Here is a 14742-nt window from a genome sequence, read left to right on the forward strand (position 1 = left end):
GTGAAACCTCCTTTGACCTGGAGGTTTCACCATGGATACCCGTTACTTTTGCGGTGCGCTGCTAGTCGCCCTCTCCCCTGCCTGGGCGGACCCGCAACTCATCATCCAACTTGACCCGATGCAAACGCTGCAGCGTATCAACCGCAACTACAACAAGGTGACCGATGCCTGCCGTGAGCCAGATACGCTGGCACCGCGGGGCACTACTACTGCAGCGGCGTAACCTTGCGCATGGTCGACGATGGCAATTTCAATCCTTGGGACTACAGCCCCTACGCCATCAAGACGGGCGCCACATCATTCAGCTGGATCCGCAGGGACTTGAGCACCAACCGCCTCATCCGGCCCGCCGGGTATATCCTGCTTACGCCCATGAACGCGCGGGAGCTGGGCCTGCCGGTCATGGAGAAAGGCTTCGTGTGCATCTATAGCTTCGACGGTTTCACCGGCCCCGAACGCAAATGGTACGGATGCGGCCGTTATGGCGCGCCGCTGCCGGCGAACCACCTGAAAAATTCGGCGACCTCCCCGCCTAACCGCAACGCAGCACTCGCCTACGGCAACTGTGATACGTGAGGTGTCCACAACGCGGAGCAATGGCGCAAAAACTACCGCTACGCACGTAACGACATGAATCGCATCCAGGTGACTCAATGCTCCTGGAATGCCGAGCAGCCGTCGGACTGGAGGGCGATGATCGCTGTTCACGAAAACCCCAAAACCATCGGCACGGACACGTTTGCCCGCAAGGAATTGCTGAACGAGCTATTGCTGAGCAACGTGGAACCGGCGGTACAAAAATCACCCGACGATGGCAGTGCACGCCTGCCCTACATCGACGCGGTGGTCTGGGATGTCAACAGCACCCACGTCGGCAGCACACGGGGCGATGTCAAGACGCCCAAACCCACCAAAGGGCTGGAACCTGCGCGCAGTTTCCAGCGCAAGCTCTATGCCCAGGGCTACGCTGTACCGATCCTGCGCCTGGACTTCAGCAAGCCCCCTGCTCAACGGTTTGCTACCGCGCATGCTGAACGCACACTGGCGTTTGTGGCGCTCTTGACGGTCTGCACTACCGCCCAACCCCTCGTAGTGCTGTTTCCAACCATTGAGGTCATTGATACCCAGTGCCTGGCAACTTTTTTCGACGTTTGATGTTTGCCTGTTATCACCACACCCGCGCTCGGTGCGATCATCCGTCCAGGCATCGATGGGGTAGGCACAATAAACATCGAGTTTCGCCAGAGGCCGTTCGACAAACTGGCGCGGGGTGAAAATAATGCCGTTATTCGCTTTCATCCCTGGGTCTTCATAACCTATTCGATCACTGCGCATCCAGGACACCGACACACCCCCAGAGGCCTGCGAGGCCGGGCTAGGGTTCCACACGTCATAATGGTTCGGCTGCCTTGCGCCCGCCTCATCCCACCGATGCGTCGCGCGCATCATCACGCCTGAGCAGTCCACCGCGGGGTCGTTACCGCAACCGGACGGCGTGTCGTTGTACCAGCGGGTAACTTCCGACACGACAGACTCACAACTAGCAGCCTGCACTGAAATGGTGAACGTTATGAGCGGAATAAATAACACGGGCGCGACGTTGCCTGCCAATATATTCATGACATTGCCTCTGTTCAGTAGTGCAATTGATATAACTGCATGAATGAGGCTTAAGTTATAAAGTCATGGCGACAACTGACAAAACTAATAGTTTTTTGAAGTGGCGGCACTTAATGGCAACATTACCGCTGGCACTGGACGGCGTTCGCGGTACAATCGCGCCCCCCCGATTGTTCCAAGGATCGCCGATGTCCGGCCTCGAACTCATCGCCGCCATCCTAGGCACTGCTGCCGTGTGGCTCACCGTCAAACAGAACGCCTGGTGCTGGCCGGTGGGCCTGGTCATGGTGCTTATTTATGGCTGGTTGTTCTTCGATGTGAAGCTGTACTCGGGGATGCTGCTGCAAGGCGCCTACGCGGTGTTGCAACTGTACGGCTGGTGGCAATGGAAACGCCCGGACCGCGCCGAGGATGCTCGTGTGGTGTCGCACCTGTCCAGGCGAGCGGTATTCACCGGGCTGGCGCTTGGCCTGGTGCTGAGCATTGCCCTGGGCGCAGCCATGGCCTATTGGACCGATGCCGTCCTGCCCTGGCTGGATGCCACGCTGACCGGCTTCAGCCTCGTCGCGCAAGTGTGGATGGCGCAGAAACGCGTGCAATGCTGGCCGCTCTGGGTGGTGGTCGATGTCGTCTATGTCGGCCAGTACCTGCACCAGCAGCTGTACTTCACGGCAGGCTTCTTCGCCTTGCTGACCCTCATCGCCGTGCGTGGCTGGCTGGAGTGGCGCCATGACCCGGCCCTGCGGGCAACCGGGGTGCAGCCATGAAGGTGGTGGTACTGTGCGGCCCCGAGTCCAGCGGCAAAAGCTGGCTAAGCGGCGAAATCCAGGCGCACTTTGGCGGCGTGGTGGTCAGCGAGTACGTGCGGCATTTCATCGACCAGCACTGCCGCGACACCTGCTATGCCGATATCACCCCCATCGCCCGCGGCCAGTTGGCCTGGGAGGACCAGGCCCGGGCGATGGCGCCGCCGTTGCTGATCCTCGATACCCACCTGCTCAGCAATATGCTCTGGAGCCAGGCGTTGTTCCAGGATTGCCCTCCCTGGTTGGAACAGGCTTTGCTTGCACGCCACTACGACCTGCATCTGCTGCTGAGCCCGCAAGGGGTTGGCTGGGTTGCCGATGGCCAGCGCAGCCAGCCCGACCTGGCTGACCGCCAGGCTTTCTTCGATGACAGCCTGCAATGGCTGCAACGGCATCAACAAAGGCTGGAAATCATCGATGGCCACTGGCCCCAGCGTAGCGCTTCAGCATTGCGTGCTGTGCAGAACCTACTGCAGGGCAGCGTGGCGCACTGCCCTACCGAGTGTTAACCCGGCGATACACCTGCCTGGGCCTTGACCCCCGTATTTGCGCACTTCCCCACCGATTGCGGGGGGAGTGTCAAGCGGATGAGACATTGTCGAAAAGCGCGCTGCGGGCAACGTGTATAGCGGGCAAAACGGCAACTGCCGGCAAATCTGTCTCAGCACTGATACAACAACTTCCGGGTTCTCCCAGCTCATTTCTGCAACCCACTGAATTCGAAGCGTTATCCAAAAGCGGCACGGCTCCTGCTCTCCTCCTCGCAACGCTGAACCAGGCCAGCGCACAAAGAAGGAATCGCCGTCGTGAGCACACTGGATAAAGGCATTACCCGCCTCCTGTTGGTCAGTTGCGTGTTAGGGGCAAGCGTGGCGCTGCCGGTCCAGGCAGCCGACGGGATCATCGTCATCACCCGCGATGTGCAACCTCGCATGGCGATCCGTGCGCCACTGGCGCCCGACCCCAACCCAACCACCGCCAATGCCAACCCGTCCGCGTACGTGCTCAAACAGAGCACAGAACTCAGTGACGGCGACTTCGCCAACATCACCAGCGGCACGGGCATCTCTTCGTTGATTACCCAGCAGACCGACAACCTGGGCGGCAACATCAGCAACCAGAACCAGCTACCGAACCTGGCAGCTGGCCGTGGCACAGGCTCCGGCAACGGCATTTCAAACATGGTCAACTCGAGCGTCCAGCGTGGCCTTGCCCCCTTGCAGATCCTGACCGGAGGCAAATGAGATGAGGCAGACGTTGTCTATCCTGGCCACGTTGTTCAGTGTTTCGGCCCTCGCCCAATCTCCCGTTCCCGTACTGAACACTGCCACCATCGACAGTTCTGGCGCGCAATACCAAGGCAACTTCAGCGTGAACCAGGCCGCCGGCGACCGGCAGCAGCAGGCCAATGCCCGGGCTTTTGCGATTGGCCACGGGGCTGATGCAACCACGCAGATTCGCCAGCGCCAGCAATCTTTGGTAGACCCCAATATGGGAGCCACCGCCAGCATCCAGGGCGGCGCCTTCAGCCATGGCAGCGGCGCTCTGGGGGTCAACCAGAGCGCAGGCGCCAGCACCCAGCAGGCCAATGCCCTGCGCATCAGCATCAGTACACAACCGCAAAGCATCGATGACAGCGTCCTGTTGCAGCAGAACGTGGCGCTGATCAACAGCTCCGATCCAACTGATACCTCACCCGGCTATCGCCAGGTCACCACCGGTGACCAGGCATTCACCGGTAGTCGCGGGGTCATCCAGCTGAATCAGAGCGCCGGGGTGGGCAACCAGACGGCAAACACCCTGAGCGTACGGGTCGCGAACTGACCCAAACAGGTGAGAACAACACTTAACCTAAAAGACGGAGAAACACCATGAAACCCTCGATGGCAATCAAGCCTCTGGTTTTCGCAATTGCTGCGGTCATGGCTGTTGCTGCACAAGCGGATCAGAATGATAGACGCGGTGGCCACGGCCACAATAACAACAACAATCACCAGCAAATGGACAGGGCGGTTTATACCAACGCCAGTGCCACAGCTACTGATTCCCAACGGAGCACGGGTAACTCCATCCGCAACGAAGGCACCATCAACGAAGCCGAAATGAGCAGCTCCGGCGCGGGTGCCAGTGGCAACGTCGGCGTCAACGTGGCGGCCGGTAACGGCAACCAGCAGGACAACGCCGCGGCCATTGCCAACACCTCGTCCGATAACGCCGACATCGACAACAGCTTCGTCTTCGGCACCGCCACCGCCTCCGCCGATGTAATTCAGCGCAGCAACAATAACACCGTCAACAACTGGTCGACCCAAAGCTCGGCCGTCATGAGCGGCTCGGCTGATGGCAGCAGCGGCAACATTGGTATCAACGTGGCTGGCGGCGACCTGAACCAGCAGAAAAATACCATGGCAATCGCCAACAATGCCGCAGGCATCGGTAACTCGAGCGCCACCGCTTCGGCCGATCAGAGCGGCCCTGGCCTGGAAGTGAACAACCGTGCCGACCGTACCTATACCGTCGATACGTTGACCTTCACCACCAGCAAGAGCGGGTCCTCCTCGCGCAGCGGCTCTTACGATGCGAGCATCGACAAGAGCTCCAGCTCGAGCTTCAGCGTTGCTGGCTCCAACAGCAGCAGCGCCAGCGGTTCGAAGAGCAGCAGCTCTAGCGGCTCGAGCAGCATGACCGCCAGCGGCTCCAGCAGCAGCAGCGCCAGTGGCACCAACAGCATGGCTGCCAACGGCTCCAACAGCTGGGACGCCAGTGGTTCGGCCAGCCGGGACCACAGCGCTTCGTCCAGCGCTTCGCTCAATGCATCGCTCGATGCAAGCGCCAACGGCAGCTCCTCCTCGTCTGAAACCTTTGGTCGCTTCGAGCGCTCTCGCAGCGCCGAGTTCGACGCCTCGCTCAATGCCTCGCTCGATGCATCTGTCGATACCTCGCACGAGTCGGCCAGCAACTCGTCGTTTGACAAGTCCTACAACTCGTCCTTCGACAAGGCGTATGACTCTTCGTATGACCGTACCCGTGACTCGTCCTACGACAAGTCTCGTGATACCGCCTACGAGAAGGCACATGACTCGGCATGGGAAAAAGCAAGCGCTTCGGCCTACGAGAAAGCTGGCGAAAAAGCGTCGGAATCTTCGGACAGCATCTCGAAGAGCTTCAGCGAGTCTAGCGAGTTTGCACTGAGCAACACCGTGTCGTTCCAAGTGCTGACCCCGACCGGCTGGGCCAACCCTGTGACCAACACCGCTACCCTGAGTGGTTCGGTCAATGGTGGCAGCGGCAACCTGGGCGTCAACGTGGCAGCAGGTGTGGGCAACCAGCAAAGCAACTCGCTGGCCATCTCCAACACCTCGATGTAACAACTGCGGCCTGGAGGCCCCCTTCGGGGGGCCTCTTTCTAACAAGAAAAACAGGGGGCATCGAACATGCGCATGATCGCCTTGGCAATGTTGCTGAGCATGGCCGGTGTAAGCGAAGCAGCCCAGATGCCATTGTCCGTGCTACCGGGTGGCGCGGTGATCTACAAACCCATCCAGAGTATCCGTGAGCGCAAGTTCGCTGACCTGGTACAGCAGAAAACCGACTTTAGTTGCGGTGCAGCCTCACTGGCGACCATCCTGCGCCAGGCCTACTGGCTGGACGTCGACGAACAACACGTCATAGAAGGCATGCTGGCACACGCTGACCAGGACCTGGTCCGCACTCAAGGTTTCTCGATGCTCGACATGAAGCGCTACGTGGAAAGCCTGGGCATGCGTGCTCGCGGCTATCGGGTAGCCCCGGACACCTTGCACAGTATCCGCATTCCGGTGGTCGTGCTGATGGACATCCGCGGCTACAAGCACTTCGTAGTGATGCAGAAAGTCGACAAGGGCTGGGTCTACATCGGCGACCCGGTACTGGGACACAAGCGGTTCAAGATCGATGACTTCATCAAAGGCTGGAACGGCATCATCTTCGCCGTCATCGGCCAAGGGTACGACAAGAGCAACATCTTGCTCGATCCGCCGCTGCCGCTGAGCGCCAAGAACCGTGTCAGCAACTTCACCCCGGTGCAAGACGCCGAGCTGATGGACTTCGGCTTCATCCAAAGCGACTTCTTCTAACGACAATGGGCAAGACGCTCCGGGAGCAACCCATGAAGACCTCAATCTGGCTGGCCGTCACTTGCATGGCCGCCAGCCTTGCGACACAGGCAGAAACGTTCAAACCGATCGAGTTGAAGGACCAGGAACTGGCCGACCTGCGCGGGCGCTACGTAATGCCGGGGCGCATCGTTAGCTTTGGCATCGTCATGACCAGCACCTGGCAGAACGCCAACGGTGAAGTGATCGGTGCAACCTCCGCGATGCAGATCCAGCAGTCGACCATCAAGCCGCAGTTCTATGTATCGATGATCAATGAAAAAGGCACAGGCAGGCCGCAGTCGGGCAGCTCCGGTACAGGTACCGTCACCGGCGGTGCCGGCCTGAACACCACCGAAGGCGTGACCCAGGTCGTGCGTGCTGCCGGCGATTACAACACCGCCCATAACAATGTCGATATCAACGTCACCAAGGCTAACCAGGCGCCCACCACACAACCCCAAGGGCAGGCCCTGGCCGCTGGCGCTACGCTGGTCGGCGCCAATGGTGCAGGGTCGCTGAGCGTTACCTCCAGTGGCCGCGGCGTGCAGCTGAGCATCATCGCCGGCAACAACCAGGGCAACACCCTGCAGCGCCTGGGGCAAGGCGGCCTCATGCAGAACACTACCCTGCTCGGAAGCAGCAACCGGGTCAGCAACCTGACGTCGCTCAATGTGGTGCTGCGTGACGCGCCCACAGCCGGATCGATGGCCCCCAACCTTGATCAGCTCAAAGGCCTTCGTAATCTCGGATACTGATCTACGCTCAGTCTCATCGTATGTAGTCAGAAGGGACGGCTAACCCATGCACCGTTTGTTGACGTTCAGAGCTATCGTTTGTTTGACAACCTTGGCCCCGGCCACTCTGCTACAGGCGGCAACCGACCCACAGGTCGAAATCCTCAAACAGGAACTGATGGCGCTCAAAGAGCGCTACGAAGCCCAACAGAACGCACTGATGGTACTCGAGCAACGCCTGCGCCAGGTGGAGCAAGCACCGCAAGCGCCAGCGCCCAAGCGCCTGACAAAGTCCCCTGCAGAGGGCGTCAAGGGCGGGCAAACCGTGGCATCGGGCGCACCGGGGACCACCGGCAGCTCCTATGGCCAATCGCTGCAGGACGATTCGGAACCTGCGCAAAGTGTCTCCAACCTGTATGACGAAGCCAGTGGCTTCTTTGGCGGCGGCAAGTTCAGTGTCGAAACCGGCCTGACCTACACCCACTACGACACACGCGCCTTGACCCTCAACGGCTTCCTCGCCCTCGATTCGATCTTCCTCGGCAACATCAACATCGACCGTATCAAGGCAGACAACTGGACGCTGGACCTGACGGCCCGCTACAACGTCGATCAGCGTTGGCAGTTCGACATCAACGTTCCCATCGTCTACCGCGAATCCACCTACTCTTCCGGCGGCGCAGGTGGGGCTGCCGGTGTCAGCTCCGATGGTACCGTTACCCGCGACCCGGCCCTTGGCGACATCAACGTCGGCGTGGCCTACAAGTTCCTGGATGAGTCGGAGAACTGGCCCGACGCAGTGGCCACCTTGCGCATCAAGGCGCCCACAGGCGACGACCCCTACGGCATCAAACTCATCCCGGTTGCCGGCAATGACAACCTGGCTGTCCCGGAGGACCTGCCAACCGGCAACGGCGTCTGGGCGATCACGCCCGGCATCTCGCTGGTCAAGACCTTCGACCCGGCCGTGTTGTTCGCCAGCCTGTCGTACACCTACAACATGGAGGACTCGTTCAGCGACATCAGCCCCACCGTCAACACCAAGGTGCCTGGCGACGTGAAACTCGGGGATTCCTGGCAGATCGGCGGGGGCATCGCGTTCGCCTTGAACGAGAAGATGAGCATGTCGTTCTCGGTCACCGATCAGTTTTCCAGGAAAAGCAAGATCAAGCCTGACGGCGGTGACTGGCAGTCGATCACCAACAGCGACTACAACGCGGCGAACTTCAACATCGGCATGACCTTCGCGGCCTCCAACAACCTGACCATCGTCCCGAACCTTGCCATCGGCCTGACCGACGACGCCCCGGACTTTTCCTTCAGCCTGAAATTCCCGTACTACTTCTGACGCCATTGATGACCGGGCTCACAGCGGGCCCGGCCTTTGGTTACCAACCTTGTAATACGCCGCTTTCATGCCCCCGCCCTGCTATGATTGCTCACATATTTGTGACGTTTTAACGGCAATCAAGGAAAGTTTTCGTGAAAAACCTGCACGGCCATCCGCATACCCGGCTCGTAGCCCTCGCGACCCTGGTACTGGTGATCCCCCTGGCTGTGCGGACCCTGTTGGGGTGGTCCAACCCGCTGGGTTATCTTTCGGACCTTGCCTTGGGCAGCCTGCTGGTGCTGCTGTTGCACCGCAGGCCCGGGTGGTTGGCAGCACCGGTGTTGCTGGCGTGGGCTGCATCATGGATCGCTTCGGCGGAGCTGGTCAGCGCGGTGGGCCGGCTGCCAACAAGTGCCGACCTGAGCTACCTGTTCGATACACAATTCATGGAAAACTCCACCGCCGGTGGCCTTGCCCATGCCTGGCTACCCTGGGTCATGGGCGCCGGCCTGCTGGTTTGGGCGCACACTGCCTGGCGCAACCGCGCAAGGCCTGGCGCACCGCTGGGGTTCAAGGCGCTGGCCATCCCGTTGGCGTTGTTTGGTGTGCACTGGGGCGCTCAGCATCTGCTACCGTCCGACGCCGAGCAGTGGCGCCAGTACAACCTTGCCCACCAGCTCATGTCCGGTGGCGTCGGTACGCTGCAGCGCGAGGCACTGAGCTGGGCCGGGCAAACGCGACCAATCACCCCCCTGCCCAGTGCCGGCCTGACCCAGTCCGACCTGCACGGCCAGAAGCTGCCAAGCGGGCGTGCCCGTAACCTGCTGGTGATCACCCTCGAAGGCATCCCGGGGGCCTACGTGCAGCCCAACCGTCAGGCTCTGCACAGCCGTTTCGATGAAAACCTGATGCCCAACCTCAGCCGCTGGGCCGAGCGTGGGATGAACACGCCAGACTACGTATTGCACACCCACCAGACCATTCGTGGCCTGTATGCGATGCTTTGCGGCGACTACGACAAGCTGGCCAACGGTACCCCGAAGGGGATGGAACTGCTCACCCAGCACCAGCGTAACCAGGCTTGCCTGCCAGCCCAGCTACGCCAGGCCGGCTTCACCACGCATTACCTGCAAGGCGCTGGCCTGCGCTTCATGGCCAAAGACCGCATCATGCCGCACATCGGTTTCGACTCGGTGCACGGCCAGGAGTGGTTCAGCAACGAGAACTACCTGCAATTCCCCTGGGGCAAGGACGACCGCGCGTTCTTCGAGGGTGCGCTGGACTACGTTGGCCAGCTCAGGCAACAAGACCGTCCCTGGATGCTCACCCTGCTGACCGTGGGTACCCACCAACCCTATTCGGCGCCCGCTGAGTACCTGAAGCGCCATGACACAGCCAAGCAGGCCGCGGTGGCTTATCTGGATGACGCAGTCGGTGCCTTCCTCGACAACCTCGAACACCAGGGCGTGCTCGAAGACACCCTGGTGGTAGTCACCTCGGACGAGTCCCACGGTATCGACGGGGTGCGGCTTGCCTCCGCTTGGGGCTTCAACCTGACATTGGCCCCGGAGCAGGCGCAGCTGCCTCACATCAAACAGGGCACCTATGGGCATATCGACCTGGCGACGTCCTTGCTCGACTATTTCGCCTTGCCAATACCCGCCGCCCTGGGCGGCCGCTCGCTTTATCGCGATTACGATACTGGCCGCGAGATGATTTCCTACACCAACGCGATGTTGCGCTACCACGATGGCCAGGGCGTGTTCACCGAATGCGACTTCCAGCAGCGCTGCCGCCGCTACGCCAGCGAGGGCTTCATCGCCGAGAAGGCCAAATACCTCGGCGCTGGCGACAGCCGACTCGGCGCTCAGCTCGGCGCCCTCGTCGGCGTGCTCGATCAGTCCTTGCTGCAAACGCCGCTCAACCTGCGCTATCAGTTCGGTGGGCCCTCGCCCATCCAGCTGCAGGCGCGAATTCATGATGACTGGGCCGATAACCTGATTGGCGCCCAGTACCTGGAGATGCCGGGGGGGTCACGCACGCGGGTGAAGGTCAAGGTACGCGCACTCGACCCACGGCATGCGGCCTACATTCGGCTCAAGGCCAAGGAACGGGAACAAGATGTGCCGCTGGGCCTGCCCGAGGAAATTCGCGTGACTGCCGCTGAACCGCTGGAGATGGAGTTCGGCTTCGACAACCCCACGCAGCGCAAGGCGTTTTCGTTCCACCTGCTGGGGTACGGTGCAGGGGAAGTCGAAGTCAGCGATTTCAGCGTGATCACGGCGCTGCCAGGGGAAGATGAAACGGTCGAAGAAGGTCCCGACGCGCATATCGCTCAGTCGAGCTGATTGGCTCTGGGTCGCAGCCGGCTCCGGGGTCAGGCGCCGCTGGGAAAGGTTCAGCGAATCTGATGCTTGTGCAACAGGCGGTAGAACGTAGGCCGCGATATCCCGAGCACCTTCGCGGCAAAGCTCAAGTTGTTGCTGTGCCTGTTGAGCACATCACACAACGCCTGACGTTCTGCCCGATGCTTGTAGTCTTCCAGGGTACCCAACGGCAGGTCTTCCTGTTCCACCACATGCAGGCCAAGGTCTTGGGGCTCGATCTGGCGCCCTTCTGCCAGCACCAGGCCGCGACGCACCCGGTTGGCCAGCTCCCGTACATTGCCCGGCCAATGATGGCGGCCCATCGCAGCCAACGCGTGATCACTGAATGTGCGGGGCCTGCGGCCTGTTTCCAGGCTGTAGAAATGAGAAAAATGGTTGGCCAGCATCGAAAGGTCACCATGCCGGTCTCGCAACGGCGCGGTCACCACCTGCAGGACATTGAGCCGGTAGTACAGGTCCTCGCGAAAGCGGCCTTGTTCGATGGCACGCTCCAGGTCCACGTGCGTGGCCGCGAGCACCCGCACATCGACCGGTATCGGCTGGCTTCCACCTACCCGCTCGATATGCTTTTCCTGCAGAAACCGCAGCAGATTGGCCTGTAACTCCAACGGCAGGTCACCAATTTCGTCGAGAAACAAGGTGCCACCATGGGCCGCTTCGATACGCCCGACCTTACGCTGATGGGCGCCGGTAAAAGCGCCTTTCTCATGCCCGAACAGCTCCGACTGGATCAGGTGCTCGGGTATCGCACCGCAATTGATGGCGATGAACGGCATGTCGCAGCGCTGCGACTGGCGATGCAGGGTGCGCGCGACCAGTTCCTTGCCTGTACCGCTTTCCCCGCGAATCAGCACGGGTGATTCGGTGGGTGCCAGCTTGCCCAGCAGTTTGCGCAATTCGAGAATCGGCCGGCTGTCGCCGAGCAACTCGTCCTTGAGCCCATCGATCGGCACCGCCCCCTTGCCGCGCAAGCGCGCCATGCCGAACGCGCGGCCCAAGGTCACCAGCACCCGTGAGACATCGAACGGCAAGGTATGGAAGTCGAAGAACCATTCGCAGACGAAGTCACCCACGTTCTGCATTCGCAGCTGGTCGGCGTTGAGTACCGCGATCCATTCGGTGTTGCTGCGTTTGATCATGTCCTTGACCGCATCGGGGTGTCGCAAATGCGAATCCTGCAAGCGCAACAGGCCGATATCGCACCGGTGCTCCAGCGCCAGGTCAAGGCTACAACTGTGCACATCCCAGCCGGCGCTCTCAAGGCCTGGCAGCAAGCGGTGGCAATCGTCGCAGGGGTCGACGATGAGCAAGCGACGAAGGGATGCGGTTTCGTGCATGACCGTTCCTTGGCGCCAGATTATGGTTTTTTACGAGAAAACAGTAAGTTGCGGCGCCCATTTAACAGTAGCAACGAACTTGACGCTGCCCACTACCGTCTGTCCGCCCATTTCCGACGGTTTTTGCGCGCTCGGGAATTTTTCATAATAAACGGCGTCACAGGCGGCGCAGGAAACAAAAACGTGTGGGCCGTAAAAAATTTACAGCCACCGTGTGACTCCACCCCTAACTTGGAGCATCAGTACAAGTAACCCCGCGCTGCGAATCGCCACTCGCTGAAGCGATGATGCAGTTAAGCGGACTTGAATTTCGATGTTTGGGACCATAGAGAGACCGAACCATGAATGCCCCGCTCCGTGTCAACGAAGCACTGCTGATCGCCGACCACGCCTTCGAACCCTTCCAGTGCGTCGCCTGGGATGCACCCAATGGTACTGGTGAGCTGAGCCTGGCAGTGATCGACCGGACCAGCACCCGTATCGGCAGCAAGCAAGTGTCTTCGCGCATCTATTCCGACCCGGCCCAGTGGGCCAGCCTCATCGAGGAAGTGCGCGCCGAACTGTGCCAGAAAGGTTATGCCCTGCAACCCTGGTCGATGCCGAAGTAATATCAGCGTTCGCCTGCAAGTGCGTGCTTGGCACGCACTTGGGCAACTTTTCCAGTGCCAGTCAGGCAACTTTTATAACTGCGACAAAGTGTCACCCCTTCCTCGCACAGTGCATCACTGTTTGAGCCTGAAGTGCTCGATATGCTGATAGTCCGCTTGTAATTGCGTGGCCATCTGCCGTGCTCGCCCCAGACGAACTGGCGCCATTTCCATGTCGACCAACAGTGTGGCGCAGGGCATCGGCTGTAGATCGTTCGAGCGCTGCAGACGGCCATCGGTGAATACCAGGCAGCGCTGCTGCTCTTGCGGATGGGCTTTTTGCCGTGCGTGCAACCAACGTCTGCCCTGCTCCAGGGCTGCAACCAACGGCGTACCGCCGCCAGCACCCAGCGCGTTCAACCAAGGTTGCAGGGACGCTGAGGCCTTCAGGCCATGGCGCTGCCACTGCGGTGCCCCGCCACTGGCTGTGAGCAAGGCTAGCCGGGCGCGCTGGCGATAAGCCTGATCGAACAGCTCTGCCAGCAGCCCTTTACTCTGGGCCAGCGCCTGATGCCGGCGGGTCGAGGCCGACGCATCGACGATCACCACCCACAGTTCGGCAGCACGGCCTTGGCGCTGTTGCCAGCAAAGGTCCTCGGGCAGGCGTGGGCGCCCCTTGAGCAACGTCGAAAGCCAGGCAACCCGGCCTTTCCCCGCCGCCCGCACGCGCCCACGGCTGGCTCCATTGTGTTTTCCAATCCGGGGCAAGGCATCCGCCACCTTGGTGCCTGACGGGCGGATGCTCAGGGCTTTTTTGCCCAGTTCGGTACCTCGCGCCGGGCGCCGCTGGCCACGGGCTGCGCAGGCAGCGCGCCCCAGTCACCCTGCCCGCCTTGGCTATCCCCATCGCGCCCACCTGCCTGTGGGGGCTCGGAGGGAGGAGCAACCTCAGGCGGTACTTTGCGTCGATGGCGCAACGCAAATTCTGCTACTGCTTGGATATCGATCTCTTCGATCGCCCCCGCGCCGCGCCAGGCACAGTGGGCGCGGGCGGCACGTAGCCACACCAGGTCGGCTCGCATGCCATCGACCCCTGCGGCGAAGCAACGCTCGGTAATCCAACCCAAGGCGCGGTCGTCCAGCGCGATCGCAGCAAGGCCTTGGCGCGCCACCTGGCAGCGCTCCCGCAATTGCGCCTGGGCAGCGGCCCACTGTTCACAGAACGCCAGCGGGTCGCTGTCGAATGCCAAGCGGCGACGAATGATCTGCTGGCGCGCTTGCGGCTCTGGCAGCCCGTCCAGCACCACGTTCAGGCCAAAGCGGTCAAGCAACTGCGGACGCAACTCGCCTTCTTCTGGATTCATGGTGCCGATCAGAACGAAACGGGCACTGTGGCGGTGGGAAATACCGTCACGTTCTATACGGTTGGTGCCGCTGGCAGCCACATCGAGCAGAAGATCGACCAAAGTGTCGGGTAGCAGGTTGACCTCATCGACGTACAGCACGCCGCCATCGGCCTGGGCCAGCACCCCGGGCGAAAATTGCGCCTTGCCCTGCCCCAGTGCCGCATCGAGGTCGAGCGTGCCGACCAGCCGTTCTTCGCTGGCGCCCAGTGGCAGGGTGACGAACGGCCCCTCACCGAGCAGGTCGGCCAAGCCGCGGGCCAGGGTACTTTTGGCCATGCCACGCGGGCCCTCGATCAGCACACCGCCGATCTTCGGGTCGATTGCGGTCAGGCACAGCGCCAGCTTCAGGTCGTCTGCACCGACCACCGCCGCCAAGGGAAATTGTACGGGCTCATTCAT

At 61.1% G+C, this 14742-nt stretch carries 16 protein-coding genes; 13 read left to right on the forward strand and 3 right to left on the reverse strand.

Annotated features, from left to right (window positions below; genetic code table 11):
* Positions 1 to 31: 31 nt before the first annotated feature.
* The 12 genes from OSW16_RS14380 (at position 32) to OSW16_RS14435 (ending at position 10974) form a co-directional block, all read left to right on the forward strand.
* Positions 32 to 223 carry a hypothetical protein gene (locus OSW16_RS14380; RefSeq protein ID WP_267816133.1) on the forward strand — a complete coding sequence of 64 codons (192 nt, stop codon included), beginning with the start codon at positions 32 to 34 and terminating at the stop codon, positions 221 to 223.
* 2 nt (positions 224 to 225) lie between these two features.
* Positions 226 to 576, forward strand: a complete 351-nt coding sequence (locus OSW16_RS14385) for a hypothetical protein (protein ID WP_267816136.1) — start codon at positions 226 to 228, stop codon at positions 574 to 576.
* 54 nt (positions 577 to 630) lie between these two features.
* Positions 631 to 1155, forward strand: a complete 525-nt coding sequence (locus tag OSW16_RS14390) for a hypothetical protein (RefSeq protein ID WP_267816138.1) — start codon at positions 631 to 633, stop codon at positions 1153 to 1155.
* A 653-nt stretch (positions 1156 to 1808) separates the two neighbouring features.
* On the forward strand, positions 1809 to 2387 hold the full coding sequence (pnuC, locus tag OSW16_RS14395) for a nicotinamide riboside transporter PnuC (RefSeq protein ID WP_241803523.1): 579 nt from the start codon (positions 1809 to 1811) through the stop codon (positions 2385 to 2387).
* Positions 2384 to 2935 carry an AAA family ATPase gene (locus OSW16_RS14400; RefSeq protein ID WP_267816142.1) on the forward strand — a complete coding sequence of 184 codons (552 nt, stop codon included), beginning with the start codon at positions 2384 to 2386 and terminating at the stop codon, positions 2933 to 2935. The genes pnuC and OSW16_RS14400 overlap by 4 nt, the downstream gene beginning before the upstream one ends.
* 297 nt (positions 2936 to 3232) lie before the next feature.
* Positions 3233 to 3670 (forward strand): hypothetical protein, encoded by a 438-nt coding sequence (locus tag OSW16_RS14405; protein WP_267816144.1) that lies wholly within the window; start codon positions 3233 to 3235, stop codon positions 3668 to 3670.
* 1 nt (position 3671) lies between these two features.
* Entirely contained in the window at positions 3672 to 4250 is a 579-nt protein-coding gene (locus OSW16_RS14410) for an adhesin (protein ID WP_267816146.1), read from the forward strand.
* A gap of 47 nt (positions 4251 to 4297) precedes the next feature.
* Complete coding sequence (locus OSW16_RS14415) at positions 4298 to 5794, forward strand: heme utilization protein (RefSeq protein ID WP_267816148.1); 1497 nt, start codon at positions 4298 to 4300, stop codon at positions 5792 to 5794.
* Positions 5795 to 5860: 66 nt separating this feature from the next.
* Positions 5861 to 6541: a C39 family peptidase gene (locus OSW16_RS14420; RefSeq protein WP_241803528.1), complete on the forward strand. Its 681-nt coding sequence runs from the start codon at positions 5861 to 5863 to the stop codon at positions 6539 to 6541.
* A gap of 32 nt (positions 6542 to 6573) precedes the next feature.
* Complete coding sequence (locus OSW16_RS14425; RefSeq protein ID WP_267816151.1) at positions 6574 to 7317, forward strand: hypothetical protein; 744 nt, start codon at positions 6574 to 6576, stop codon at positions 7315 to 7317.
* A gap of 46 nt (positions 7318 to 7363) precedes the next feature.
* Complete coding sequence (locus tag OSW16_RS14430; protein WP_267816153.1) at positions 7364 to 8644, forward strand: hypothetical protein; 1281 nt, start codon at positions 7364 to 7366, stop codon at positions 8642 to 8644.
* Positions 8645 to 8778: 134 nt separating this feature from the next.
* Positions 8779 to 10974: an LTA synthase family protein gene (locus OSW16_RS14435; RefSeq protein ID WP_267816155.1), complete on the forward strand. Its 2196-nt coding sequence runs from the start codon at positions 8779 to 8781 to the stop codon at positions 10972 to 10974.
* 50 nt (positions 10975 to 11024) lie between these two features.
* Here the strand turns inward: OSW16_RS14435 and OSW16_RS14440 are convergent, their stop codons facing one another.
* Positions 11025 to 12350 (reverse strand): sigma-54 dependent transcriptional regulator, encoded by a 1326-nt coding sequence (locus OSW16_RS14440; RefSeq protein ID WP_267816157.1) that lies wholly within the window; start codon positions 12348 to 12350, stop codon positions 11025 to 11027.
* 341 nt (positions 12351 to 12691) lie between these two features.
* Here OSW16_RS14440 and OSW16_RS14445 point away from each other — a divergent pair, with 341 nt between their 5' ends.
* Positions 12692 to 12958, forward strand: coding sequence for a hypothetical protein (locus OSW16_RS14445; protein WP_012314620.1), 267 nt, complete (start codon positions 12692 to 12694; stop codon positions 12956 to 12958).
* A gap of 114 nt (positions 12959 to 13072) precedes the next feature.
* Here OSW16_RS14445 and OSW16_RS14450 read toward each other — a convergent pair whose 3' ends face one another.
* On the reverse strand, positions 13073 to 13663 hold the full coding sequence (locus tag OSW16_RS14450) for a vWA domain-containing protein (RefSeq protein WP_267823974.1): 591 nt from the start codon (positions 13661 to 13663) through the stop codon (positions 13073 to 13075).
* A gap of 77 nt (positions 13664 to 13740) precedes the next feature.
* Complete coding sequence (locus OSW16_RS14455; RefSeq protein ID WP_267816161.1) at positions 13741 to 14742, reverse strand: ATP-binding protein; 1002 nt, start codon at positions 14740 to 14742, stop codon at positions 13741 to 13743.

The sequence above is a fragment of the Pseudomonas putida genome (assembly GCF_026625125.1).
GTDB classification, from domain to species: Bacteria; Pseudomonadota; Gammaproteobacteria; order Pseudomonadales; family Pseudomonadaceae; genus Aquipseudomonas; species Aquipseudomonas putida_X.